The organism is Brevundimonas sp. NIBR11 (genome assembly GCF_027912535.1).
GTDB lineage: Bacteria > Pseudomonadota > Alphaproteobacteria > Caulobacterales > Caulobacteraceae > Brevundimonas.
Genome location: NZ_CP115465.1, coordinates 2,146,649 through 2,171,757 on the forward strand (window position 1 = coordinate 2,146,649; position 25,109 = coordinate 2,171,757).

Genomic DNA, 25,109 nt, shown 5'->3' on the forward strand with positions numbered 1-25,109 from the left:
ATAACGAGCCCCCCTCGGTGACCCTTCAGAGCCTGTCTCCTCCGTTCGCCGGCGACCGCAATGAGCGCCGCCGACGGCCGCGCCGCGAGACCGTCGCCTCCACCCCCTTCGTCCGCGTCTCGATGGGGATGATGAACCGGATGGTGGGCGCTGTGGACGCCTCCATCATCCTGGGTGTCGCGCTTGTGTTCCACTATCTCGACATCGCCGGTCCGCCGCCGTTGTCGATCTGGCAGACGGCCATCGCGGGCGTCGTCGGGGCCGTGACATTCGCCTCGGCGCTGGGTCTCTGGAGCGGCTACCGGGTCGAGCGATACCGACGCTTCAGGGGACAGGCGATCGACGTGATCGTCGGTGTCGCCCTGGCGGCCCTGGCCAACCGCGCCGTCGTCTGGGCCTTCGAGCCCGAGGTGCTGACCGCCCATCTGTGGCTGTCGCTGTGGCTGGCGGCGGTTCTGATCGGACTGGCGTCGGGTCGCCTGGCCTGCGCCATGGTGGTCGACATCCTGTGGACGCGCGGCCTGCTGCGGCGGCGCGTCGCCGTGGTCGGGGCGACCTTGATGGCCGGGGACCTGATCCGCCGCATCCGGCGCGAGGAGTGGCATCGTGACCTCGAGCTGGTCGGCCTGTTCGACGACGTCGCGCCCGGCGTCGCCGGAACGGTCGAGGACCTACGCCGGCTGGCCCAAACCCGCCGCGTCGACCTGATCGTCCTGGCCCTGCCCTGGAGCCGGTCGGCCGACATCTTTCATCTGGGCGACCGGCTGCAATGGATCTCCGCCGACGTCGTCACGCCGCTGGAACAGCCCGGCTTCCTGTCGCGCTCGAACGCCCTGACCCAGATCGCCGGCATCCCCGCCCTGCAGCTGACCCGCCATCCGTTCCGGGGCACGCAGGGACTGGTTAAACAGGCGCAGGACTATGTGGTCGCCGCCTGCGCCATCGTCCTGACCGCGCCGATCCTGGCTATGGCGGCGACTGCGCTGGCCCTCTCGGGCGGCGGGCCGGTGCTGTTCCGTCAGGACCGGATCGGCTTCAACGGCCGGCCCTTCTCGATCTACAAGCTGCGCACCATGACCGTCGATCTGACCGACGACGGCGCGGGCGGGCAGATCCGGGGCAATCCAAGGATCACGAAGATCGGAGCCCTCCTGCGGCGCACTTCCATCGACGAATTGCCCCAGCTTCTGAACGTGCTGAAGGGCGAGATGTCGATCGTGGGTCCGCGTCCGCACGTCGCCGGCATGCGGATCGGATCGGACCCCTATGCCGAGGCCGTGCGGACCTATGCGGCGCGCCATCAGATCAAGCCGGGCATCACCGGCTGGGCCCAGATCAACGGCATGCGCGGCGGCATCGACACTCTGGAAAAGGCCCAGCGCGGGGTCGAGCTGGACCTTGACTACATGCGCAACTGGTCCCTGCAGCTGGACCTCAGCATCATGGTTCGGACCGTGACGCGACACCTGATGGGACCTGAGGTGTTCTGATCAGCCACCACGACAGGGCCAGGACCGTCGCCAGCTCTCCGGGCGACAGGACCACCGAAACGACCGGCGACACGATCAGCAGGAACAGGGCGTAGTCGAAGACGGCGGCGCTGATCACCTCGCCGGATTGCGCCGCCCGCCACGCCATCCGGATCGCCACGAGGTGAAGCGCCAGCATCAGGGCCGCGCCGATCGCCCCATACTCGAACACCACCCCCAGCCAGCCGAGGTCCGACGGAAAGAAGAAGGGCGTGCCGACGATATCGCCCAGGGTCACATTGCCGACCCGCGTCGCACTGCCGACGCCCATGATCCAGCGCCAGGGCTGATCGTTAAGGAAGGCCAACGCGTGCTCGGCCTCGATCTGACGCATGGAGAGCGACCCGCCCAGACTGTCCACCGCGCCCTGCCCCAGGCAAAGGGTCACGGGAATGGCCGCCGCGATCACCACCGCCGCCGTCATCATCATCGCCGGTCCCTGCCAGCGGCGCAGACTGAGCAGCGCGCCGAGCCCCAGCCCCACGACCGTGCCGCCGATCTGGGCCCGCTGCTTGTAGGCCAGGACCAGGGCAACGACGCCCAGCCCGATCAGCACCGCCTTCCATAAGGCGGGCCTGCGCCAGAACGACCGGTTGATCAGGAACAGCGCCAGAATGCCGAACATCATCGGTGCGTTGATGCGGCGGCCCCGCTCGGCGTCGTTGAGGAAGACCTTGGTGTCCTCGATTCCCTGCTGGAACAGGACGTCCGGCGCGAACAGCCAGGCCCCGACCAGAAAGCCGAACGTCAGGATCGCGAGAACGACCACGACCCGCGTCAGGTCGCGCGCGGTCGGCCGGATCAACGACAGGACGGCCGCCAACCCCAGCGCCCCAGTCAGGGGCCAGATCTTCACCGTCGAGGTCAGAGCGCCGAAGACGTCGTTGCCCAGCTGGATCACGCTGACGAAGGGCGTCACGCCCAGAAGCCAGGCGCAGGCGGCCAGCACAAAGGGGTGATGCGGCGGGTTCAGCCTCCAGGCCGCATAGAGGGTCAGGGGTGCGGTAACGACCGGCCAGGCCTTGGCCAGCAGATACAGCGGCGGCGCATCGACGACGTAGAAAAACAGCCCGCCGAACATCGGCAGCGTCAGGATCAGGGTGAGCGTCGGCCAGACCGGATCGCCCGCCTTCGTCACCGCCTCCGAAACGACGCCAACACGAAAGACCCGGCCCCTGCGCGCGGCGATCATGCCGGGCGCCGGACCGTTCGCAGACGCTCGATGAGGGCGATCCAGAGGATGGGGGCGGACTCGATGAAGACGCGTCGGAAATGTCCCCTCGGATTCAGGGCCAGACGCCAGGCCCACTCCAGCCCGGCCTCGCGCATCCAGACGGGCGCGCGGCGAACACGACCGGTGAGGAAGTTCAGCGCGCTGCCGACACAGAGGCCCACGCCGGTGACGCCCGGCGTGGCGGAGAGACGCCGGGCCAGCTCCTCCGACTGAGGCGCCCCGGCGATCAGGAAGACATAGCGGGCGGGGTGGGCGCGGACGAAGGCGAGGCATTGCTCGACCTCCGCCGGATCGCGCCAGAACCCGAACGAGGGCGTGAACCGGGCGACCGAGCGGATGCCGAACCGCTGGCGCAGGGTCGCCTCCACCTTCGCGTCGCCGCCGATCAGGGTCAGGGTCGCATCGGCAGGGACACCTCGCTCGAACAGCCGCGCCACCACGTCGCTGCCCGGCGCCACGGGCATGTCGAAGCCGAACAGACCGTGCGACAAAAGGCGCAGAATTCGGCTATCGTTCAGCACCATCCAGGCCGCGCCTTGCGGCCCCGCGAACCGGTCGTCGCCGGATCGGGCGGCGACCACATGCTGGGCGTTCGGGGTCACGACGAAGGCGAACGGCGCGGCCGGATCGCGGGCGATGATCCGCCCGACGGCCTCGTCCAGAGGCAACGGCGTGAAGTCCACGCCCAAGAAACGACGACGGGGAAACGCGCTCATCGGACGCCCTCGAAGGTGTTGCTGTAGTTGACCGAGCGGCTGAACGGCAAAAGGCGATTGACGTACTGGTCGATCCACAGATCGACCTCGGCGATGCGGCTGCGCGGCACGAAGACGATGTCCTCGGAGGCCAGGGCGATGCCGGTCTCGGCCTCTCCGCTCGCCACGAAACGGCGCAGGTCCACAGTCCTCAGCATGGCGTCGGCGCCGGGCCTCTGGCGGATGACGACCACCTGATCCATCCGGCTCTCGGGCGAGAAACCTCCGGCCAGCATGACCGCCTCCAGCGTCGAGGCGCGGGCCGACAGCGGATAGACGCCCGGCCTCTGGACCGCCCCGCCAACGATGATCCGCGCCGACCGCGCCTCGGTCACGGACAGGCTGACGATGGGCTGTCGCAGGCGCCGGGCCGAGGCGGCCTGCACCGCCGCCTCCAGTTCGCTCGGGGTCAGGTTCTGCGCCGCCAGCCGTCCCGCCGCGCGCAGGCTGACGAAGCCGTCCGGCTCGACGACGACCTCCTGCGTCAGCTCGGGGGTCAGCAGATAGTCGATCTTCAGCCGGTCGCCGACGCCGAGACGGTAGGCGGGCGCCGCGTCGCTCCAGGCCGCGAACCGGTGCGGCTCGCGCTCGCGCGGGCTGATCGACTGGGTCGTGCCACAGCCCGCGACAAGCAGGGCGACCACGAAGGAGAACAGCTTTAGAGCCATCGGTAGATCGCCTCCGGCACATGATGTTTGCGGCCCGTGAAGACGAATCCGAGCAGGTCGCCGCCCGAGGCCAAGACCACCTCCCGCATTCGGCGGGCGGCGGGGGCTCGAGTGGCCTCGGCCTGGACGATGAGGAGGCTGGCGTCGGCCAGACCGTGGAGGCGCCTTGCTTCCGGCGTGTCGAAATCTCGCGCCCCGACCAGTACGATCCGGCTGAAGGCGCCGCGCATCAGGTCGAGGAAGGTCCTCCCGTCTTGCACCGTCGCGGTCGGAGCGCCCAACGGCGTCTCGAGCGGATTCAGTGCGGCCCACAGGCCGGCCGAGGCAGACTGGGCGACTTCCAGATGGCTCCTGCCTGCCGGCAGTCGCTGCACGGACCCGCCGGCCTTGCGCCGATAGTGCTCTGCCGCGTCCAGATCGATCAGCAGAACCGGCCCGCGCGCCTGCGTGGCCATGGCCTGGGCCACCCCCAGCGCCAGCCGGCATTTGGCGCCCGCGTCGTCGCCGACGAACTGGAACACCTGCAACGGCCGTCCGTCGATCGACAGGTCCAGCAGCACCCCGGCCAGCCGCGCCATCGCCGTCAGCCCCGCGTCCGAGCGCAGGTTCGACGCCGTGGCGTCGATGGTCATGACCGCGTCCAGCCCCAGCGAACTCTCAGCCTCGCCCGGCGCGATGAAGACCTGACGCAGGACCATGCCGACCGCCGTCGTCGCCACGGCCAGGGCGACCCCCAGCGCCAGACCCGCGAGAATCAACGTCGGACGCAGATCGCGTCCGCTCATCGGCGCGGTCGGCGGCTGGACGATGCGGACCGTTGTGTTGCGGTCGTCGACGGCCTGATCCTCCAACGCGGCGCCGGCGCGGCCGATCAGCAGGCTGCGGTGAATGGTCTCCGAGGCCGAGCGGCTGCGCTCGAGGTCGTGCAGCCGCATCTCGGCGGTGCGCAGATCGGCGACGCGGGCGCGGGCGGCGGCGAGCTGGGTCTCCAGCTCCGCCGACTGGCGTTGCAGGGACGCCAGCTCGATCCTCAGCGAGGCGCGGCGTTGGACCAGAAGGTCGGCGACCGGGTTCCTCACCGTGCGGTCGCTGGAGCGGATGTCCTGGGCGTTCTCGACGATCTGGGCCTGGGCGGCGGCGATGCGGGCGTCGATCTCGGCCAGACCCGGCCAGTCCTCGTTGTACTGTTCGACCACGTGGGCGCGGTCCTGACGCAGGCGCAGGAGGGTGTTGCGGGCCTCGTCGTTCGGCGTGGTGTTGGTCCGCTCCTGACTGTCAAGAACCCGGCCTTCCGTGGTCGCCAGCTGACGCGCCACGGCGGTGAGCTCGGCCCCGACCGCGCCGCGCCGCTCCTGCACCTGACCCGAGCGCTGGACCAACGCCTCCAGTCGGTCTGACGCCAGGGCGATGTCCTTGTCGATGTCGAGAACGTCGTGATCCAGGCGAATGCGCTGGATCTCGGCTTCGGTGTCGCTCAGCGCACGGTCATAGCGGGCGATCTCGCCGTCCTGACGCGCGCGCGAGCCGTTGACATAGAGCTGGGCGCGCCGATCGAGATAGGCGTCCAGCACCGCCTGCACCGCCGCCAACGCATGGGCGCGATCCGGGCTGACGAAGGCGATGCGCAAGACGTTCGACCCGTCCTCGATCTCGACCTTCAGGCTCTCGGCGAAGGCCGCCATGGCCTTCGGATCGGCGGGCTCGCCGCCCCCCAGCCGCGCCATCGCCGCCGCGATGACCGGGTCGCTGCGAATGATCTGGACCTCGGACTGCAGCGCCCGCAGAACCACTTCTCCGCCCTGATAGGTCTGGGGCCCATTCAGCCCCTCCTGCGCCGCTTGCGTCGCGCCGATCCGCAGCAGGACAAGGCCGGCGGCCGTATAGGTCGGCGGGGTCAGAGCAGCCGTCGCCACTCCCAAGCCCAACCCGATCAACAAGCAGACGATGATCGCCTTCTGATTGTAGAAGACGTGGACCAGGACGTCGCGCAGGGACAGCAGACCGCGCGGCGTGGCGGGCGCTTCCATCACTGTCTGGACGACTGGGGTCAAGGCCCGACCTCGAAGCATCGCCTGCAAGCGGCGATTCCAATACACGTTTGAGTAGCATGTGATTGGTAAACGAGATGCGACCACCGCCGGAGGCCTCATGCCGTTCGATCCCCCGCCCGCCGCCGCTCGCATCGTAAGGCCAAACGTCCTCGCTTGGCTGGATCACGCGCGGGCCATGTCGGTATCGCTGGGCACGCGGGGGCTGGAGGCGGCGGCGAAATTCGGCCTCTACGCGCTCGCGGCGCGAATGCTGGGCGGGCACGATTCCGGCCGATTCTTCCTCGCCCTCGGCGTGATCCAGATCGTCTCGACCGTCGCCCGGCTCGGCATGGAAAAGCCGATCACCCGCCATGTCGCCGCCGAACTGGCCGTCGGCGATGTGCAGGCCGCGCGACAGGCCGCCTTGACGGCGGGCGGCTCGGTTCTGATCGCCAGCCTCGTCGCCGCCGTCCTACTAGCCGCCGCCGCGCCCCTCATGGCCCGACACTGGACGGGTCAGGCGGACATGGCCCTGCCGCTGATGCTGGCGGCCCTGATCATCCCGATCCAGAACATGGCCTTCGTGGTCGCCTACGTCCTGATAGGACTGGAACGCGGCGCGGCGGGCCAGATGGTCATGAACGCCCTGCCGCCCGTCCTGTCGCTGATCGCCCTGTGTCTCGGCGCCAACAGTCTGGAGGGGTTGCTGCTGGCCTACGCCGGATCGTTCGGGATCTGCGCCCTCGTCGGCGCGGGGCTGGTGGTCACGACCCGCTGGTCGCACAGGCATCCGCAGATCGCCCCCGGAACCGCTCTGCCCGGCCTCTGGCGCGGCGCTCGGAGGCTGATGGTCGTCGACGTCATTCAGGCGGCGCTGATCACCATCCCGGTGCTGGTGCTGGGGGTCTTCGCCGCGCCGGAGGCGGTCAGCGTCTTCTCGCTCTGCAACCGGCTCGCCATGCTGGTCACCATCGTGGTGCTGAGCCTCGGCGCCATGTCGGCCCCGCGTTTCGCACGCCATCACCGACTGCAGGACTGGCCCGCCCTGCGCGCCGCCGCGATCGACAACCGCCGCGTCACCGTCGCCCTGTGCCTACCCCTGATCGCCGTGCTGGGGCTGGGGGCCGGGCCGCTGCTGATTCTGCTCGGCGTGTCGGCGGAGCAGGGGACGCCGGTCCTGCTGATCCTGCTATTGGGGCAGCTGGCCTACTGCCTGTTCCCATCGCGCGACCTGCTTCTGGCCATGGCGGGAGAGGAGCGGATTCTGCGTCTGATCAGCCTGATGCAGCTGGTCGGCTGCGTGACGCTGTGCTTCGCGCTGACGCCCGCGCTGGGCGCCGTGGGCGCGGCCTCGGCCAGCACCTGTATCTGGATCGGCGGGGCGCTGGCGGTGAACGCCGCCGCCCGCCGCCGCCTGCCCCAGCTCGATCTCTAGGTGAAGGGCGCTGCACGCTCTGAGTGAACGGCGACGATATTGCAGAACTCAGTCGGGGGGCGGGTGATGGCCACGAAGCTGTCGCCCATCAACCGATGGAAGCGGTAGCCTGCCTCGGCCAGCATCGCCCAGGTCTGACCGGCTGCCGCATCGGTCTCCCCGCCCGCATTGATGTGGGCGTTGCACTCGAAGATCACCGACGGCCTGAGCGTCGCCAGCATCCGCTTCGCACCGGCGATGACCAGCGGCTCGGCGCCCTCGACGTCGATCTTGATCAGATCGACGCGGGTCAGGCCGCAGCGCTCGACCAGACTATCCAGCGTCACCGTCTCCACTGTCTCGCCCTCGTCCGCGCGCGCATTGGCGATGAGGGAAAAGGCCTGGGGATCATTCCCGAGCGGCACGTGATGCAGCACCGCCTCGCCCGCCCGGTCCGACCCGGCGACCTTCATCGCTTCGGCCCAGTCGAAAGCGTTCAGCGCCAAGTTCGACGTCAGATGCCCATAGGCTTCCGCCCCCGGCTCCAGCGCCAGCACCCGCCCGGTCGGCCCGACCAGTCGCGCGGCCTTCAGGGCGTAGAGGCCGACATTGGCGCCGACGTCGATGAAGACATCCCCCGGCGACAGCAGCCGCTGCAACCGGCGCAACTCCGGCTCGACCCAGTCGCGCAGCAAAAAGGCGGTGACGGTGGTGTAGCGCAGATCCGCGGGCGCTCGCATCCGCTCCCGCCCGTCGCGCGTCAGGTGGAAGGTCGGATTGCGCCGGACCGCGCTGGCGGCCGCCAGGTGGGCGGCGCGATACAGGACCTGGATCGGTTCGGCACGAAAGGCGGGTTGGGACGTCAGTTTGTGGATGCGGCGGATCAGGGTCATGGCGCGTCACCGTGGAAGGTGGGCCGACCCTGGCACGCGCCTGTTAACTTTAGGTTGTATTGCGTGGCTACCGCGAGAATTCGATCCGCCACGACAGTTCGGCGCCGCCCGTCGCCTCGGCCCGGCAACGGATCAGGGTGCGGAAGGCGCCGGTCGTGCCGGCATAGGTCGCGGCGTCGAAATCCTCGGTCGGGGCGCACGCCATGCCGGTCGCGCGGAAGGCCGAGACCTCGCCCTGGGCGAAACGGATGACGTCGCCGTCCACCGTCGCCCCGCGCGAGAAGGTCGGGAACTCCAGGTCGATCACGGCCGCGCCCTCGAAGGCGATCCGGTCCGAACGGCTGACGGCGCCGGGCTCCAGCACATAGCGGGTCTGGACCTGGGCGCGGCCATCGGGGCGCGGCGCCGTCTCGCCCATCCGGTCCCACTCGTCCTGGCGGTAGGAGACGATCGTGCGGTCGCCCGTTTCGTCGATCTCCACGTCCTTGAAATAAGAGAGGGGCTGCAACACCGCGCCGTCGGCGAAGGTCAGGCGGGGAACCAGTTGCGGGAAGGTCTCGTCCGCCGCCCCCGACAACACGCCCGGCGAATAGGGAATGGGGAAATAGGGGGTGTTCATATGTTGGGTCGGACCGCCATTGATCAGCGGCAGGCCGATGACCCGCTCGCCGTCTCTATAGGTTACCACCACCCGGTCGTGCTCGCCGCGCGCGAACCAGGTCGTCATCGAGCGCGGCTGGGTCCCCAGCCAAGCCTCGAACCCGGTGTCGGGCGTCGCATCGGTCAGACCCAACCGGTTCCAGATCGCATTGGTGTAGATCAGCTGGTGCGACAGACTGAGGTTTTCGCCCAAGATCCGATGCTTGCCGCGATAGGCGTCGGTCTTGCGCCCATGGTCCCACAGGTTGACCGACCCGGTCCCGCTATCCAGCCAGAAATCGACGTAGCGGGCCGCGACCCGCGACGAGAAGGCATAGGCCATGGCCTTCTCTTCGTCGGTCAGGACGTCCAGCGCCGCCGCCGCCGTCAGCACCTCCAGGAAGGCCGTCTCGCCATAAACGCCGATGCTGCGGCCATACTCGAAGCCTTCGCCACGCATGTTCAAACGGGGCAGCATCAGGTCGACGGACTTTCTCAACCACTCTCGCACCTCGGGGGGCGGTTCGACCCCGGTCTCGATGAACCGCTGGGCGATCTCGCCGATCAGGAGGACGGAGTAGCGATCGAACCGACCCTCGCCCGAGGTCTCGTCGGCGAAGCCGTACTCTCCGGAATAGTCGCGGAAATGCTGGAGGGTCTTGGCCAGCAGGGCTTCGGAGGCGCTGGCGTCCTCCCACCCCAGCAGGAAGCGCAGGCGCGCGATGCTGAAGGCCACGCCATAGTAGTTGTTGGGTAGGTCGATCAGCGTCAGCTCGGGCTCGCGCACGAAGGCCCGCCAGTCCAGGCGCTCGCGCAGACGGGCAAGAGTTTCAGGGCTGACCGCCTCGTCGAGCAGGCCCGCCCTCTCAAGCTCATGCAGGGCCGAGATGTAGTAGTAGATGCCCCAGCTGTCGTTGACGTCCTCCAGAGTCAGGTCCGACAGGCGGCGAAACGCAGCCTGCCGTTCCGCGAAGGCGGGGTCGTCGCGCGAGGTGGCGACCAGCACATGGGCCATGCCGCTGGCGATCTTGCCGGGCAGGAATTTGTCCTGGGCCTCGAACACCTCGACCCCGTCCAGACGATAGTCACGCCCCTCGGCCGCAAGGGCTTCCAGCAACATCTCGACCTGCGGCCGGACGCGGTCCTCGACCGTGCGGTTCATCGGCGGCGGCGTGCGGTAGATTGCTCCCCGCTCCTGCGCCGTCGCCACGACAGGAAGCGCCGCGACGCCGAGGATGAGCGCGGCGAGAGTGGAGATTCGGCGCATGGGAAACTCTCGGATGAAAAAGGGGGACGGCCGTCCGGCCGCCCCCCGAGAGGCGTCTGCCTTAGGAGAGCAGACGATAAAGGTATTGCGGCCTGACCGAAGCGTCAACTGGCCTTACCAATCCTCACGCTGCGAAACTTCGGACGCGGCCATCAGAAGCGCGCCGACACCATACAGCTGAGTGTCGGTGGCGACGACGCGGTCGGGCGCGTAGCCTACCTGCTGCACCCAGCCGAGCCGGCCGTCCGGTTGGATGGCGCGCTCCAGGGCATCCCAGCCCTTGCGAACAGTCGGCCCATAGGTCGCCCGATCCAGCACCCCGTGGTTCACGCCCCAGGCCAGGCCGTAGACGAAGAAGGCCGTGCCGCTCGTCTCCGGCGGCCCGCCGGCATCGAGCAGCGACACAGGCCAGTAGCCCTCGGCGCCCTGCAACCCGGCGATGCGGGCCGACATCTGGCGGAACAGCTCGACATAGCGAGGGCGCGACGGGTCGTCGGCGGGAAGAGCATCGAGGATTTTCGCCAGCCCAGCATAGGACCAGCCATTGCCCCGGCTCCAGAAGACCTTCTTCCCCGACTCTCCTGGGCGGCCGATGAAGCGGCTGTCGCGATAGAAGAGGTGGTCGTCGGCGTCGTAGAGCTGTGCAACGGCGGCCTGCAGTTCGCGGTCGGCATGACGCCAGTAGGTCGGGTCGCCCGTCACCTGCGACACGGCGGCCCAGACCGGCGGGGCCATGAAGATGGCGTCGGACCAGCACCAGCGGACCTGACAGGCGCGCTCGCCTCGCTCCTCGCCGAAAATCAAGGGGACGTCGCTGGGGGCCGCGGCGACGGGGTCGAAGCGGGCGCGGGTCGGGGCCAGACGACGTGCGCGCTCTTCGCCTTCCGCATGGGCGGCGGCCCAAACCCAGACGTGACCGATGGCGTCGTCGTCGGCGTGACGCGGCCGGTCGCCATAGCTCCAGCCGTTGGCCTGGCCGTGGGCGATGACGGCGTCGGCATAGCGCGCGTCGCCCGTGGCGTCGGCGAAGTCGCCCAGCCCGGCCCAGAAAGTCGCCTGAATCCAGTCGGTCGGGTCCTCGGTGTGGTCCTGGAACGTGGAGACATAGTCGAACCGGTCCATGTGGTTCAGTTGCCAGTCCGCCACGCGGCGGGCCTGTTGCAGCGCCTCCGCCTCCACGGCGGGGGCGGCATGGGCGCAGGCCGCGACGGCGAGGGCGAGCGCCGCTTGGGCGACTAGGAGCGCCTGCTTCAATCCGAACATCCTACTTCCCTGAGCCCCTCGCGGTTGATCCGCGATATTTTGGCCAGACCAATATTGCCACCGGTGTCATATCTGGTCTAGCCTGTTTGCAAGGTCGCCCGGCGAACGGGCGCGCGACGAAACGTCCTATAGGGAAAATCTCCATGACCAAAGCCACGCTCTGCGGGGGTCGCGCCCTGCTCCTGTCGTCGGTCGCCGCCCTGGCGATGACAACCAGCGCCTTCGCCCAGAGCGCGCCCGAGGCCCAACCCGCGCAGGACGATGCATCGGCCGTCGACGAGGTCGTCGTCACCGGCATCCGCGCGACCCAGCGCAACTCCATCGCCGTGAAGCGCGAGACCGCGACCATCGTCGACGCCATCGTCAACGACGAGATCGGCTCCCTGCCCGACAACTCCGTCGGCGACACGCTGGAGCGGATCACGGGCGTCACCGCCGACCGGTTCAAGGGCAACGCCAACGAACTGTCGGTCCGGGGCCTCGGCCCCACCCTGTCCTTCTCGACCTTCAACGGCCGCGAGGTTTCGACCGCCGGTCCGGACCGTTCCGTCGCCTTCCAGCAGTTCCCGTCCGAGCTCGTGAACGGCGTCCTCGTCTACAAGTCGCAGCAGGCGGACTTCGTGGACGGCGGGATCGCCGGGGTCATCGACCTGCGCTCCATCCGCCCGCTGGAGGCCACGCCCCGCCTCCAGGCCGAATACCGCGGCGTCTACCAGCCCAAGGACGACGCCATCCTCGGCCGCAACGGCCGGGGCTATCGCGCCAACATCTCCTGGACCAACCGCTGGCTGGACACCGCCATCGGCGATCTGGGCCTGAGCATCGGCTACCAGCATCAGGACCAGGCGGTGCCCGAGGACTACTACACCACCAACTCGGCCTTCATTCCCTGCAACACCGTCGCCAACAACCCCAACTTCATCGGCGGCACGGCGGCCCAGCAGACCGCGGCTGGGACCAGCTTCAACTGCGCGCTGCGCCCGACGCTCAGCGCCGCCAACCAGGCCGGCACGACGCAAGGGCCGCTCTATTTCGGCACCACCTCGCGCACCTTCCGCCAGATCAATACCTCGGAGGAACGTGACGGCCTGCTCGGCGCCATCCAGTGGCGTCCGACCGACCAGCTCGATTTCACCCTGGACGCCCAGTATTCGAACCGCGCCAGCCTGGAGAACCGCAACCAGCTGGCCATCACCGAGGCCGCGCGCGGCATCCGCCCCCTGATCATCGGCGGCGAGGGCAACGATTATTCGGACGGCGCCCTGATCAGCTACACGGGCAACTCCAACCTGGAGGTCCAGTTCGAGGATCGCCTGCGCGAGGAGGAATATATCGGCGGTGGCCTGTTCACCCGCTGGCAGGGGGATCGCCTGCGTCTGACCGGCGACCTGTCCTATTCCCAGTCGCACCGCACCGAGCTGCAGAAGGCCACCAACATGCGGTCCAACCGCCGGGTGGTCTATACGCTGGACGGCACGCACGACGTGGTCCCGAACGTCGAGTTCGTCGATTTCGACGTGACCAATCCGGCGAACTTCCTGGTCACCACGCCCGCCTCGAACACCAACTACGCCCGCTATCGTCTGGTCACGGACCGCGAGGACGCGATCGCGGCGGCGCGGGTCGACGGCCTCTATGACCTCGGCGACGAAGGCTTCTTCCGCTCCATCGGCTTGGGCGCCCGGGTGTCGGAACACACCCGCGAGACCGACCTGAACAACAACGCCGACGTCGCCATCCCCATCGCCCGCGACGGGATGACGGCGGCCCAGATCGTGGCCTCGGCCAACGCCAACTGCCGCGTCCCCTTCGCCACCACCGAGTTCATGAGCGCGTCCCCGACCAACATCCGGTCCTGGGCCCAGTTTGACAACAGCTGCCTGTTCCGCGCCTACACAGGCCGCGAGACCAACCCCCTGTTGGCCGACTCGCGCGGGCCGGAAGACATCGACGTCACCGAGACCATCACCGCCCTCTATGCGATGACCTCCTTCGGGACCGACTGGAACAACATCCCGGTCAGCGGCAACTTCGGCCTGCGCTATGTGTCGACCCAGGTGGAGGCGCGCGGCTTCCGCTCGGCCGTCACGGTCACGCCTTCGGTCGCTGGTTCGGCCGCGACCATCGTCGTCGTGCCGGGCACCATCACGCAGATCACCGGCGAGGGCGACTACGACTACTGGCTGCCCAGCGCGAACGTGAATTTCGACCTCAGCGACCGGACGCGTCTGCGCTTCGGCGTGTCGCGTTCCATCGCTCGCGTCGGCATCGAAGAGTTCAACGTCGGCATCAACCCGATCGTGGACGCCACCGCCACCACCGTCGCCGGCGTCCTCGCCAACTCCCAGACCGGCAACCCGAACCTGAAGCCGCTGGAAGCCTGGAATTTCGACTCATCGCTGGAGTTCTATCTGAACGCCGACACCAGCTTCTCGATCGCCCCCTACTACAAGCTGGTGAAGGGCGCGGCCTTCGACGCGGTCCAGCCGTTCACCACCTCGATCATCGCCAACGGCCAGGAAGTCACCTTCAACGCCGTGGCCCCGGCCAACGACACCGAGCAGCGCCACCTGTACGGCGTGGAGCTGACGGGCAGCCACGTCTTCACCGACCTGCCCGGTCTGTGGAGCGGGCTGGGCGTATCGGCGGGCTACAACTACGCTGAGGCGGACTTCGAATTCCCCGACCCCTCGACCGTCGCCCCCTATGTCGATCCGGCCAATCTGCGCGGCCTGTCGCGCCACACCGCCAACGCCTCGCTGTTCTGGGAAGGCATGGGTCTCCAGCTGCGCGCCGCCTACCGCTATCGCTCCGAGTACTCCAAGCCCAATAGCTCCACTAACCGGGGCGTCCAGGGCGCGGGCTATCTGAACCTCTCGGCCAGCTATCGCGTGAACTCCCACGTCCAGTTCAAGGCCCAGGCCCTGAACGTGCTCAACGAGCGGGACGTCATGTACAAGGCCGGCGAGGACTCGATCACCGAGGTCTCGGAGAGCACGCCGCAGTTCTACGCCGGCTTCGTGTTGCGCTACTGATCCGCAGCAGACCGATGATCCGCTCGATCCTCACCACCGTCATGGCCGTCGTCGCCACCGCGACGCCGGTCCTGGCCCAAGTGCCCGTCTGCGAGGGCTCGATGGGTTACGCCTCGAGCTTCGACGGCCGCCGCACCTTCCTGTGGCGACCCGACTGGCTGGAGACGGTCAAGTCACGGATCGCGACCGACGAGACGCTCCAGCCTGCCCGCGCGGCCATGTCGGAGCGTGCCAACGCCGCTCTGATGCGCGGTCCCTATACCGTCGTCGACAAGACCCAGACGCCCGCCAGCGGCGACAAGCACGACTATATGAGCATGGGGCCCTACTGGTGGCCCGACCCGGCCCAGCCCAACGGTCTGCCCTACGTCCGGCGCGACGGTCAGTTCAATCCGGAGCGCGACACCAACGCCTTCGACCTGACCGATCTGGAGGCCATGAGCCAGGACGTCCAGGCCCTGTCGCTGGCCTATTATTTCACGGGCGACGAGCGGTACGCGACCCAGGCCGCAGTCTTCATCAAGGCCTGGTTCCTCACGCCCGAGACGCGGATGAACCCCAATTTCAACCATGGCCAGGCCGTGCCCGGCCGCGTCTCCGGCCGCGCCGAGGGGGTCATCGACGCCACCCGTCTGGTGAAGGTGGTCGAGTCGCTGGGTCTACTGGATACCTCTTCCGCCCTGACCGACGAGGAGAGAGCGTCGTTGCGAGACTGGTTCGCCGACCTCGTCCAGTGGATGGCGACCAGCGAGATCGGCCGCGCCGAGAAGGCCGCGACCAACAATCACGGCGTCTACTACGACATGTTGATCAGTGAGTTCGCCCTCTACGCCGGTATGGACGAGGTCGCCCAGACCGTCGCCGAGCGCTTCAAGACGACCCGGATCGTTCCGCAGTTCGCCACAGACGGCAGCCTGCCTCAGGAGCTGACACGCACCCGCTCCCTGCACTACTCCACCTGGACCCTGACGGCGTCGTTCGACCTGGCCCAGATCGGCCAGTGCGTGGGCGTCGATCTGTGGAACTGGTCCAGCCCCGACGGCCGGTCGCTGCGCGCCGCGACCAACTTCATGGCCGGCTGGGCCGGGCGCGAAACGGAATGGCCTTACCCCGAACTCGACAAGACCGAGACGACCGGGCTGTACGAAGTCCTCCAGCGCGCCGCCTGGGCCTGGGGCGATGTGGACCTCGCGGCCGACGCGGCCCTGTATCGCGAGCGGAACGCCGACCTCGACCTCAACCTTCGTCTGCCGCCCTATGCGCCCCGACACTAAGGGACCTGCGGGGTCAGATGGCCGAGCGGCGGGCCAGTTCCTGACGCCGCGCCTCGACATCGGAGCGGGTGCGCGCCAGGGCGTCCATTTCCGTCGCCGTCAGCAGCCCGTCGATGACCCGCCCCAGATGGCTGTGCATCGCCGCCCGCGCCGCCTTCGGATCCCGCTTCGCCAGGGCGTCCAGGATCTCGCGGTGATCCTCGATCAGGGGCCGCACTCCGACCTGCCGCGCCTTGGCCAGCATGGCGGCGCAGAGCGGCGAGCGGTAGCGCAGATCCCACAGGTTCTCGACCACCATGACGATGGCGGAGTTGCGGGTCGCCTGGGCGATCAGTGTGTGGAATCGCCGGTCGGCATGTTCGCCGATCGCGGTGGCCAGGGTGTTCTCCCCGACCATCTGGGCGAGGACGACCTCCAGCTCGGCCAGTTCCTCGTCGGTGATGGCGCTGGCGGCGAGCGCACAGGCCTCGCCCTCGAACAGACGCCGCGCCTCGGTCAGCTCGAAGGCGCCGATGTCCAGCTCCGGCGCCGGACCCGTCGCCTGGACCTCCGTCACATAGATGCCCGAGCCCGGCCGCGCCTCGACAAGACCGCGGATCTCCAGCGCGATCATGGCCTCGCGCACCGTCGGGCGGCTGACGCCAAACTCCTCAGCCAGATCCCGTTCGGACGGCAATCGCGCCCCCACGGTGTAGCGCCCTGCGGCGATTCCGGCGGCGACCGAGGTCGCGACCTGCTGATAGAGTTTGCGGGTGTCTGCGGTCGATGTGGTCATGCCGCTTCGGTTGTAATCTCCTTGTCGGGGTCAGGCCAGTGAACTGTTCGTCTCGTCGAGGTGTCCCATGAGAAGCCGCTCCGCCCTCGTCCTGACCGCGAGCCTGATCGCCCTCATGGCCTCGCCCGCCCTGTCCCAGGACGCCGTCGCCCACCCCGACCGCTGGCCCACGTCGCACAGCCCCGCCGCCCTGACCGGCCCGGTCACGGAGGCCCGCGTCCGCGATCTCCTCGCCGCCATGACCCTCGAGGAGAAGGTCGGCCAGCTGATCCAGGCCGACATCGGTTCGATCAAGCCCGAAGACCTCGGGACCTATCCCATCGGCTCGATCCTCGCGGGCGGCAGTTCCTCGCCCAACGGCGACGAGCGGTCGGGACCCCAGGCCTGGCTCGACCTGTCGCGCGCCTTCCGCGAGGCCGCCGCCGCACGCCCTGGCGCGCGCGTCCCCCTGCTGTTCGGCGTCGACGCCGTCCACGGCCACGCCAACATCGTCGGCGCCACCATCTTCCCTCACAACATCGGCCTGGGCGCCGCGCGCGATCCCGAACTGGTCGGCGCCATCGCCCGCGCGACGGCCGAGGAAGTCGCTGCGACCGGCGTCGACTGGACCTTCGCCCCGACCCTGGCCGTGCCGCGCGACGATCGCTGGGGCCGGACCTATGAGGGCTTCTCCGAAGACCCGGCCATCGCCCGCGACTATGCCGCCGCCCTCGTCCATGGCCTGCAGGGCGACCTCCGGGACGGCCACGGCCTCGCGCCCGGCCACGTCATGGGATCGGCCAAGCATTTCCTCGCCGATGGCGGCACCACCGACGGCCGCGACCGGGGCGACGCCGCCGTCAGCGAAGAGGATCTCATCGACGTCCACCTGTCCGGCTATCGCGAGGCCATCGACGCCGGCGTCCTGTCGATCATGGTCTCCTTCTCCAGCTGGAACGGAGCCAAACACACCGGGAATCGCTCGCTGCTGACCGACGTCCTGCGCGGGCCGCTGGGGTTCGAGGGTCTGCTGATCGGCGACTGGGACGCCCACGCCGCCCTGCCAGGGTGCCGGTCCGACTCCTGCCCCGACGCCATCAAGGCCGGGCTCGACATGTTCATGGCGCCCAACGCCTGGAAGGCCCTTTACGACAACACCCTGGCCCAGGCCCGGTCCGGCGAGATCAGCGCCGCCCGTCTCGACGAAGCCGTCGCCCGCATCCTCCGCGCCAAGATCGCGGCCGGCGTGTTTGACCCCGCCGATCCCATCGAGGGCCGTTTCGAGGTGATCGGCTCGCCCGACCACCGCGCACTGGCCCGTCGGGCCGTGCGTCAATCCCTGGTTCTGCTGAAGAACGAGAACGCAACCCTGCCCATCCGCCCCGGCGCGCGTGTGCTTGTGGTGGGAGAGGCCGCCGACGACATCGGCATGGCGGCCGGCGGCTGGACCATCGGCTGGCAGGGCGTCGGCAACACCAACGCCGACTTCCCCGGCGGGACCTCGATCTGGGCCGGCCTGCGCGACGCCGTGGCAGAGACCGGCGGCGAGGCGATCCTGTCCCCCGACGGCGTCTATGAGACCAAGCCCGACGTCGCCGTCGTCGTCTTCGGCGAGACGCCCTACGCGGAATTCTACGGCGATCAGGAGACGTTGGACTTCTCTCCGTCCGGCCCGCTGGAGACCCTGCGCCGGCTGAAGGCCGCGGGCGTGCCGACCGTGGCCGTCTTCCTGTCCGGCCGACCGCTCTGGACCAATCCGGAGATCAACGCCGCCGACGCCTTCGTCGCCGCCTGGTTGCCGGGGTCGGAGGGGGCGGGGATCGCCGACGTTCTGGTCGCCGGAGCCGACGGCGCGCCTCGCCACGAGTTCACGGGAACCCTCAGCTTCTCCTGGCCCCGCAGCGCCGCACAGCCGCCCCAGAATGTCGGCGCGCCCGGCTACGACCCCCAGTTCGCGTTCGGCTACGGCCTGACCTACGCCAGACACGGCTCCGTCGCGCGCCTGTCCGAACAGCCCGGCCTGCCGGACGACGCCACTCCCCTGCCCCGCTTCTTCGCCTCGGGCCGGTTCGTCGCCCCCTGGTCCCTGACCCTACGCGACGGCGGCGGCAACGTTCGCGTCGAGAGCCCCGGCGGCGCGTCCAGCCCTTCGGGCGGCGTCGTCATGGCCCCCATCGACGGCCTGGCCCAGGAATCGGCCCGACGCTTCCGCTTCACGACCGCAGGCGCCTCCGCCGCTGTGGGCGGGCCGCCGACCGCAGTCGATCCCACCCTGGCCCTGTCGCTCCGCTACCGCGCAGACGCGCCGGTCGCGCTCAGCATCGGCCGCGCCACCGTGACCCTCGATCGTGCGATCGACTGGACCACCGCTGTCGTTCCCCTCGGCTGCTTCCGGGAGGCGGACCCCGCCCGCATCTCGCAGATACAGATCGCGGCGCCCGCCGGCTCGGAAGTCGCCATCGAGGATCTCGGGCTGGGGACGTTCGGCATGGTGGCCTGCCCGGCGCTCTGACCGTCTTCAATCAGGACTTGGCCTCGCCGGGGCCTGTGGCATGGTGGCGCTTTCGTCGAACAGGACGCCCGCCTTGCCCGCCTTCCAAGTCACCCGCGACGGCCCGGTCGCCCACCTGCGCTTCACACGGCCCGAGGCGTCCAACGCCATGGACATGGATTTCTGGCGCCGCTTCGGCCCGACGCTGCGGGAGCTGGATGCGTCCGGCGAGGTCCACGCCCTGATCATCTCGGGCGAGGGCAGGAATTTCTGCGCCGGGATGGATATCTCCATCTTCTCGGACGGGGCGATCCTGAACGCCGACAAGGCCTCGGACCGCCAGGCCTTCCACCAGACCGCCCGCGAGCTTCAAGACACGCTGACCACGCTGGAGAAGGTCCGCTTCCCGGTCATCGCCGCCATTCAGGGCGCCTGTGTCGGCGGAGGGCTCGACCTCACCGCGGCCTGCGACATCCGGCTGGCCAGCGCAGACGCCTATTTCCGGATCGAGGAGATCAACATCGGCATGATGGCCGATATCGGCAGCCTGCAGCGCCTGCCCAAGCTGATGCCGCCGGGCGTGGTGCGCGAACTGGCCTTCACCGGCGCGACCCTGACCGCAGAACGGGCCGAGCGGCTGGGCGTCGTCAATGCGATCCACTCCGATGCCGAGGCCGTTCTGGCCGCCGCCTTCGACATGGCGAGGCGGATCGCCTCCAAGGCGCCGCTGGCTGTCTCGGGCTCCAAGGCCGCCCTCAACCACGCGCGCGATCACACGGTCGCCGAGGGCCTGGAGTGGATCGCGGTGATGCAGGGCTCGCTGTGGTCGCCGGCCGACGTCATGGCCGCAATCCAGGCGCGAATGGCGCGCGCGGAGGGTCAGTTCGCTCCGCTGGCGCCCCTCCGACCGTTCGACCCGGCAGTGTGAGAGGCCCGCCAGCGCTGGGGCCGGCGTTAAGACTTCGTAATAATCGACCTTATCGTCGCCCGGCCGTTTGACCACCGTCATCCGCCTGTCAAAGATGGCGCCGCGTGACGAGGGGGCTCTGACGCGGATGCGCCCTCACACCGCCTGATCGCCCCCGCGACAGGCCCTCGGGTGGGAGAAAAGCCTTGGATAGACGTTCGTTCCTCGCCGCTTGCGGCATCGGCGCGGGGGGGCTTCTGCTTCCCGGATTCGCCGGACGCGCCATCGCCGCGTCGCAACTGACCGAGACCATCGAGGTCGCCGTCAAGAAGCGGCTGGCGGATGCGGGCCTCAGCGCCGCCTCAGCCGCCGGGGCCACGTACTGCGACGTTCGCGTCGGTCGCTACATGCGCCAGTTCGTGATCACCCGCGAAGCCAACGTCCAGAACATCGTCAACACCGAATCGACCGGCACGGGCGTGCGCGTCATCGCCGACGGGGCCTGGGGCTTCGCCGCCACCAACACCCTTACCCCCGAGGCTGTGGCCGATGCGGCCCGTCTGGCCGTCGCCATCGCCAAGGCCAACGCCAAGAACCAGACCGCGCCGGTCCAGCTGGCCCCCACGCGCGGCGTCGGCGAGGTCACCTGGAAGACGCCGATCCGTCGCAACGCCATGGAAGTGCCGATCGCCGAGAAGGTCGAACTGCTGCTCGGCGTCAACGCCGCCGCCACGAACGCCGGGGCCAACTTCGTCAACTCACAGCTCTTCCTGGTGAACGAGCAGAAGTATTTCGCCAGCTCGGACGGCTCCTACATCGATCAGGACGTGCACCGGATTTGGGCGCCGTTCACGGTGACGGCCATCGACCAGACGACCGGCAAGTTCCGCACCCGCGACGGGCTCTCCTCGCCGATGGGCCTGGGCTACGAATACCTGGACGGTCGGGCGGAAGACCAGATCGTCGCCTCCAACGGCGTGGTCAGCTACGGCATGTCCTACGACATGACCAAGGACGCGATCGCCGCCGCCCAGCAGGCGCGCGAGAAGCTAACGGCGACCTCGGTCCGCCCCGGCTCCTATGACCTGGTCCTGGACCCCAACCACCTCGGTCTGACGATCCACGAATCGGTCGGTCACCCGCTCGAGCTCGACCGCGTCCTGGGCTACGAGGCCAACTACGCCGGCACCTCCTTCGCCACCCTCGACAAGCGCGAGAGCCGATTCCAGTACGGCTCGGAGATCGTCAACATCGTCGCCGACAAGACCCAGCCGGGCTCGCTGGGCGCCGTCGGCTATGACGATGAAGGCATCCAGTGCAAGGAATGGAACCTCATCGAGGCCGGCAAGCTGGTCGACTATCAGGCCACGCGCGATCAGGTGCACATCCTGGGCAAGAACGCCTCGGACGGCTGTTCCTACGCCGATAGCTGGTCGTCGGTTCAGTTCCAGCGCATGGCCAACGTCTCGCTGAAGCCGGGCAAGACGCCGATGAAGGTCAACGACATGATCGCCGACGTCGAGAACGGGATCTACATCTTGGGCCGCGGCTCCTTCTCGATCGACCAGCAGCGCTACAACGCCCAGTTCGGCGGCACCCTGTTCTACGAAATCAAGAACGGAGAGATCACGAAGCCGCTGGAAGACGTCGCTTACCAGATGCGGACGCCGGAGTTCTGGAACGCCTGCTCGGCCATCTGCGACGAGACCGACTACCGCATGTTCGGCTCGTTCTTCGACGGCAAGGGCCAGCCGAGCCAAGTCTCGGCGGTCAGCCACGGCTCGTCGACGACCCGCTTCGACGGCATCAATGTCATCAACACCGCGCGTTCGCTCGGTTGATCGGACCCAAGGGAAAAATCACATGAGCATCATGACCGAAGCCGAGGCCAAAGCGATCCTCGACAAGGTGATCGCGCTGTCGACCGCCGACGAGTGCACCGCCCAGCTGGGCGGCTCGACGGACGGCAACATCCGCTTCGCCCTCAACAACGTGTCCACCTCGGGCGTGGTCTCGGACGTCCAGCTCGGCGTCCAGGTCGCGTTCGGCAAACGGGTCGGCACCGCCACCATCAACGAATTCTCAGACGAAGCCCTCGCCCGCGTGGTTCGCCGCGCCGAGGACCTGGCGAAGCTGGCCCCGGAAAACCCCGAGTTCATGCCGGCCGTGCAGCGCCAGACCTATCGCGCCTCCAACACCTGGGACGCCGCCACCGCCGCCATCACGCCGGAGAACAGGGCCGAGATTGCTCGCGCGTCGATCGATCCCTGCAAGGGGCAGGACCTGATCGCGGCCGGCTTCCTGAACGACGGCGCGGGCTTCACCGCCTTCGCCAACTCGAACGGCAACTTCGGTTACCAGCGCTCCACCAACCTGAACTACACCTGCACGGTCCGCACCGAGGACGGTCGGGGTTCGGGCTGGGTCGGCCGCAGCCTGCAGAACGCCAACGACTTCAATGTCGACAGCGACATCCAGATCGCCATGCGCAAGGCTTCCGCCTCGGTGGACGCCCAAGCGCTGGAGCCTGGCAAATATACGGTCATCCTGGAGCCCGCCGCGGCCGCTGGCCTGATCTCTTTCATGTTCAACTTCTTCGGCGCCCGTCAGGCCGATGAAGGCCGCAGCTTCCTGTCCAAGGCCGGCGGCGGAAACAAAATCGGCGAACAGGTCTTCGACCCGCGCGTCAACTTTACGGCTGACCCCTGGCATGCCGAGGCTCCGGTGGAACCATGGGACGGCGACGGTCTGCCGCGCGAGCGCATGGATTTCGTCAAGGACGGCGTGGTCACCAACCTGAACTACGGCCGCTACTGGGCCGACAAGCAGGGCAAGGAAGCCAACGCCACTCCGGGCAACCTGATCATGTCGGGCGGCACCAAGTCGATCTCGGAACTCGTTCGCGAGACCGAGCGCGGCATTCTGGTGACCCGCACCTGGTATATCCGGATGGTGGATCCGCAGACGGTGCTGCTGACCGGCCTGACCCGCGACGGCACCTTCTATATCGAGAACGGCGAGCTGAAGTACCCGCTGAAGAATTTCCGCTTCAACGAGTCCCCGGTGATCATGCTCAACAACATCGATGAGCTGGGTCGTCCGGTCCGGGTCGCCGGCGACGAGAGCAGCCTGGCCATGATGATCCCACCGATGCGCCTGCGCGACTTCACCTTCACCTCCCTGTCCGACGCCGTCTGACTGGAGGCAGCGCGTGTCGAGTTCGAGTATGACACGCGCCGAGCTCTTGCGATCGCTGGCCGGCGGCGCGCTGGGAACCCTGCTTGCAGGGTTTCCGCGCGCCGCCGACGCGCAGGCGACATACGATTTCTGGTTCACTCGGCTGCGCTACGATTCGGGCGACTGGGACGTGGACCAGAGGATGCCGGCCAACATCCTCACCTCGCTGGTGGACTACACCAACCTCAGGGTCGACCCCGACGAGCGGGTCGTGGCCCTGGCCGATCCGGCCATGCTGACCGCCCCCTTCTGCTATCTCGCGGGCCACAAGCTGGTGGAGTTCAACGCGGCCGAGGCGCGCAATTTCGAACGCTATGTCCACAACGGCGGCTTCGTCTTCGTGGACGACTGCAACCACGATATCGACGGCCTGTTCGCCACCACCTTCGAACGGCAGATGGCCGCCATCTTCGGCCCGGACGCCCTGAAGAAACTGCCCAACGACCACGACATCTATTCCAGCTTCTTCAAGTTCGATGACGGCCCGCCGGCGACGACGTTCGAGCTGAACGGCTGGGGCGACGACCTCATTCACGACTACCTCAAGGGCATCGAGATCGATGGTCGGTTGGGCGTGCTGTATTCCAACAAGGATTACGGCTGCGAGTGGGACTACGACTGGCGCAACAAGCGCTTCCTGGCCGAGGACAACACCAAGTTCGCGGTCAACATCATCCTCTACGCCCTGACCGCCTGACCTCCCCCAGGACTGACCATGACCACGCCCACCCAATCCGAAATCGACGCGCGCCTGGCGCAGCTCGGCAAGCTGAAGGCCGCCATCGGCCAGGCCATCGTCGGCCAGAACGAGGTCGTCGAACAGCTGTTGATCGGCCTTCTCGCCGGGGGCCACTGCCTGATCGAGGGTGTGCCGGGCCTCGGCAAAACCCTGCTGGTCCGCACCCTCGGGCAGGCGCTCCATCTGGAGTTCCGCAGAGTCCAGTTCACCCCCGACCTGATGCCGTCGGACATCCTCGGCACCGAGGTGCTGGAGGAGGATCACGGCACGGGCCATCGCAGCTTCCGCTTCCAGCCCGGCCCGGTCTTCACCAACCTCTTCCTCGCCGACGAGCTGAACCGCACTCCGCCCAAGACCCAGGCCGCCCTGCTGGAAGCCATGCAGGAGCACACGGTCTCCTACGCCGGCGTGACCCACAAACTGAATGAGCCCTTCTTCGTCCTGGCGACCCAGAACCCGCTGGAACAGGCCGGTACCTATCCCCTGCCCGAGGCCCAGCTCGACCGCTTCCTGCTCAACATCCGCGTCGGCTATCCGACGGCGGAGGAGGAGCGCGCCATCCTCGTCGCCACCACCGGCTCCGGCATCGGCGCCGTGCCCCAGGTCATGGTCGGCGAGGACATCGTCGCCCTGCAGAAATGGGTGCGCGATGTCTATGTCGGAGAGTCCCTGCTGACCTGGATCACCGATCTGGTCCGCGCCACCCGCCCCTCGGCGGAGGCGCCGAAGGCGGTGCAGGACTATGTTCGCTGGGGCGCCGGCCCGCGCGCCGGTCAGGCCTTGGTCCTCGCCGCCAAGGCCCGCGCCCTGCTGAGCGGTCGTCTCGCCGCGACGCGGGAGGATGTCGTCGCCCTGGCCGCCCCGGTCCTGCGTCACCGCATCCTGCTGTCCTTCGCGGCGGAAGCCGAACGCAAGACGGCCGACGACGTCGTGGCCGCCTTGATCGCCGCCCTGCCCGCACCGCGCGCCGACTGATCACG

The 25,109-nt window shown here is 68.4% G+C and carries 18 protein-coding genes; 10 read left to right on the top strand and 8 right to left on the bottom strand.

All coding sequences use genetic code 11. The annotated features are described in order from the left end of the window. Nucleotides 1–17: 17 nt before the first annotated feature. Entirely contained in the window at nucleotides 18–1,490 is a 1,473-nt protein-coding gene (locus O5O43_RS10885) for an exopolysaccharide biosynthesis polyprenyl glycosylphosphotransferase (protein ID WP_271083907.1), read from the top strand. Here the strand turns inward: O5O43_RS10885 and O5O43_RS10890 are convergent. Genes O5O43_RS10890 through O5O43_RS10905 form a run of 4 tightly spaced genes read right to left on the bottom strand, consistent with a single transcriptional unit; the run spans nucleotide 1,441 to nucleotide 6,237 of the window. Beyond that, nucleotides 1,441–2,721: a hypothetical protein gene (locus O5O43_RS10890; RefSeq protein WP_271083908.1), complete on the bottom strand. Its 1,281-nt coding sequence runs from the start codon at nucleotides 2,719–2,721 to the stop codon at nucleotides 1,441–1,443. The two genes, O5O43_RS10885 and O5O43_RS10890, sit on opposite strands and share 50 nt — an antisense overlap. Continuing rightward, entirely contained in the window at nucleotides 2,718–3,479 is a 762-nt protein-coding gene (locus O5O43_RS10895; RefSeq protein ID WP_271083909.1) for a WecB/TagA/CpsF family glycosyltransferase, read from the bottom strand. Before O5O43_RS10895 ends, O5O43_RS10890 begins: the two co-directional genes overlap by 4 nt. Continuing rightward, the gene (locus O5O43_RS10900) at nucleotides 3,476–4,186 is read right to left on the bottom strand and encodes a polysaccharide biosynthesis/export family protein (protein ID WP_271083910.1); all 711 of its coding nucleotides are present in this window, start codon (nucleotides 4,184–4,186) and stop codon (nucleotides 3,476–3,478) included. The genes O5O43_RS10895 and O5O43_RS10900 overlap by 4 nt, the downstream gene beginning before the upstream one ends. Next, nucleotides 4,177–6,237, bottom strand: a complete 2,061-nt coding sequence (locus O5O43_RS10905; RefSeq protein WP_271083911.1) for a Wzz/FepE/Etk N-terminal domain-containing protein — start codon at nucleotides 6,235–6,237, stop codon at nucleotides 4,177–4,179. Before O5O43_RS10905 ends, O5O43_RS10900 begins: the two co-directional genes overlap by 10 nt. Nucleotides 6,238–6,334: 97 nt before the next feature. On the opposite strand from O5O43_RS10905, the gene O5O43_RS10910 reads away from it, so the two are divergent. Continuing rightward, nucleotides 6,335–7,651, top strand: a complete 1,317-nt coding sequence (locus O5O43_RS10910) for a lipopolysaccharide biosynthesis protein (RefSeq protein WP_271083912.1) — start codon at nucleotides 6,335–6,337, stop codon at nucleotides 7,649–7,651. Here O5O43_RS10910 and O5O43_RS10915 read toward each other — a convergent pair. From O5O43_RS10915 to O5O43_RS10925, 3 genes are all read right to left on the bottom strand, one after another. Continuing rightward, on the bottom strand, nucleotides 7,648–8,523 hold the full coding sequence (locus tag O5O43_RS10915; RefSeq protein ID WP_271083913.1) for an FkbM family methyltransferase: 876 nt from the start codon (nucleotides 8,521–8,523) through the stop codon (nucleotides 7,648–7,650). The two genes, O5O43_RS10910 and O5O43_RS10915, sit on opposite strands and share 4 nt — an antisense overlap. A gap of 67 nt (nucleotides 8,524–8,590) precedes the next feature. Beyond that, a complete protein-coding gene (locus tag O5O43_RS10920; RefSeq protein ID WP_271083914.1) occupies nucleotides 8,591–10,429 on the bottom strand; it encodes a hypothetical protein in 1,839 nt (612 codons plus the stop codon). A gap of 114 nt (nucleotides 10,430–10,543) precedes the next feature. Further along, on the bottom strand, nucleotides 10,544–11,692 hold the full coding sequence (locus O5O43_RS10925; RefSeq protein WP_271083915.1) for a glycoside hydrolase family 88 protein: 1,149 nt from the start codon (nucleotides 11,690–11,692) through the stop codon (nucleotides 10,544–10,546). 143 nt (nucleotides 11,693–11,835) lie between these two features. Between O5O43_RS10925 and O5O43_RS10930 the strand changes: the two genes are divergently transcribed. Both O5O43_RS10930 and O5O43_RS10935 read left to right on the top strand, forming a co-directional pair. Beyond that, nucleotides 11,836–14,727 carry a TonB-dependent receptor gene (locus tag O5O43_RS10930; RefSeq protein WP_271083916.1) on the top strand — a complete coding sequence of 964 codons (2,892 nt, stop codon included), beginning with the start codon at nucleotides 11,836–11,838 and terminating at the stop codon, nucleotides 14,725–14,727. Nucleotides 14,728–14,741: 14 nt separating this feature from the next. Next, nucleotides 14,742–16,001: an alginate lyase family protein gene (locus O5O43_RS10935; protein ID WP_271083917.1), complete on the top strand. Its 1,260-nt coding sequence runs from the start codon at nucleotides 14,742–14,744 to the stop codon at nucleotides 15,999–16,001. A gap of 13 nt (nucleotides 16,002–16,014) precedes the next feature. Here O5O43_RS10935 and O5O43_RS10940 read toward each other — a convergent pair whose 3' ends face one another. Further along, a complete protein-coding gene (locus O5O43_RS10940) occupies nucleotides 16,015–16,776 on the bottom strand; it encodes a FadR/GntR family transcriptional regulator (protein ID WP_271083918.1) in 762 nt (253 codons plus the stop codon). Between the two features lie 67 nt (nucleotides 16,777–16,843). Between O5O43_RS10940 and O5O43_RS10945 the strand changes: the two genes are divergently transcribed. From O5O43_RS10945 to O5O43_RS10970, 6 genes are all read left to right on the top strand, one after another. After that, nucleotides 16,844–19,267, top strand: a complete 2,424-nt coding sequence (locus tag O5O43_RS10945) for a glycoside hydrolase family 3 N-terminal domain-containing protein (RefSeq protein ID WP_271083919.1) — start codon at nucleotides 16,844–16,846, stop codon at nucleotides 19,265–19,267. A 73-nt stretch (nucleotides 19,268–19,340) separates the two neighbouring features. Then, on the top strand, nucleotides 19,341–20,174 hold the full coding sequence (locus O5O43_RS10950; protein ID WP_271083920.1) for an enoyl-CoA hydratase-related protein: 834 nt from the start codon (nucleotides 19,341–19,343) through the stop codon (nucleotides 20,172–20,174). A 185-nt stretch (nucleotides 20,175–20,359) separates the two neighbouring features. Then, complete coding sequence (locus tag O5O43_RS10955; RefSeq protein ID WP_271083921.1) at nucleotides 20,360–21,994, top strand: TldD/PmbA family protein; 1,635 nt, start codon at nucleotides 20,360–20,362, stop codon at nucleotides 21,992–21,994. A 22-nt stretch (nucleotides 21,995–22,016) separates the two neighbouring features. After that, nucleotides 22,017–23,351 carry a TldD/PmbA family protein gene (locus O5O43_RS10960; RefSeq protein ID WP_271083922.1) on the top strand — a complete coding sequence of 445 codons (1,335 nt, stop codon included), beginning with the start codon at nucleotides 22,017–22,019 and terminating at the stop codon, nucleotides 23,349–23,351. Nucleotides 23,352–23,364: 13 nt separating this feature from the next. After that, the gene (locus O5O43_RS10965) at nucleotides 23,365–24,087 is read left to right on the top strand and encodes a DUF4159 domain-containing protein (protein WP_271083923.1); all 723 of its coding nucleotides are present in this window, start codon (nucleotides 23,365–23,367) and stop codon (nucleotides 24,085–24,087) included. A gap of 12 nt (nucleotides 24,088–24,099) precedes the next feature. Further along, a complete protein-coding gene (locus O5O43_RS10970; protein WP_271086426.1) occupies nucleotides 24,100–25,104 on the top strand; it encodes a MoxR family ATPase in 1,005 nt (334 codons plus the stop codon). The last annotated feature ends 5 nt before the right edge of the window (nucleotides 25,105–25,109 follow it).

Coding starts and splice junctions, on each gene's coding strand:
- O5O43_RS10890 (WP_271083908.1), bottom strand. CDS start 2,721: ATGATCGCCGCGCGCAGGGGCCGGGTCTTTCGTGTTGGCGTCGTTTCG.
- O5O43_RS10895 (WP_271083909.1), bottom strand. CDS start 3,479: ATGAGCGCGTTTCCCCGTCGTCGTTTCTTGGGCGTGGACTTCACGCCG.
- O5O43_RS10900 (WP_271083910.1), bottom strand. CDS start 4,186: ATGGCTCTAAAGCTGTTCTCCTTCGTGGTCGCCCTGCTTGTCGCGGGC.
- O5O43_RS10910 (WP_271083912.1), top strand. CDS start 6,335: ATGCCGTTCGATCCCCCGCCCGCCGCCGCTCGCATCGTAAGGCCAAAC.
- O5O43_RS10915 (WP_271083913.1), bottom strand. CDS start 8,523: ATGACCCTGATCCGCCGCATCCACAAACTGACGTCCCAACCCGCCTTT.
- O5O43_RS10920 (WP_271083914.1), bottom strand. CDS start 10,429: ATGCGCCGAATCTCCACTCTCGCCGCGCTCATCCTCGGCGTCGCGGCG.
- O5O43_RS10925 (WP_271083915.1), bottom strand. CDS start 11,692: ATGTTCGGATTGAAGCAGGCGCTCCTAGTCGCCCAAGCGGCGCTCGCC.
- O5O43_RS10930 (WP_271083916.1), top strand. CDS start 11,836: ATGACCAAAGCCACGCTCTGCGGGGGTCGCGCCCTGCTCCTGTCGTCG.
- O5O43_RS10935 (WP_271083917.1), top strand. CDS start 14,742: ATGATCCGCTCGATCCTCACCACCGTCATGGCCGTCGTCGCCACCGCG.
- O5O43_RS10940 (WP_271083918.1), bottom strand. CDS start 16,776: ATGACCACATCGACCGCAGACACCCGCAAACTCTATCAGCAGGTCGCG.
- O5O43_RS10945 (WP_271083919.1), top strand. CDS start 16,844: ATGAGAAGCCGCTCCGCCCTCGTCCTGACCGCGAGCCTGATCGCCCTC.
- O5O43_RS10960 (WP_271083922.1), top strand. CDS start 22,017: ATGAGCATCATGACCGAAGCCGAGGCCAAAGCGATCCTCGACAAGGTG.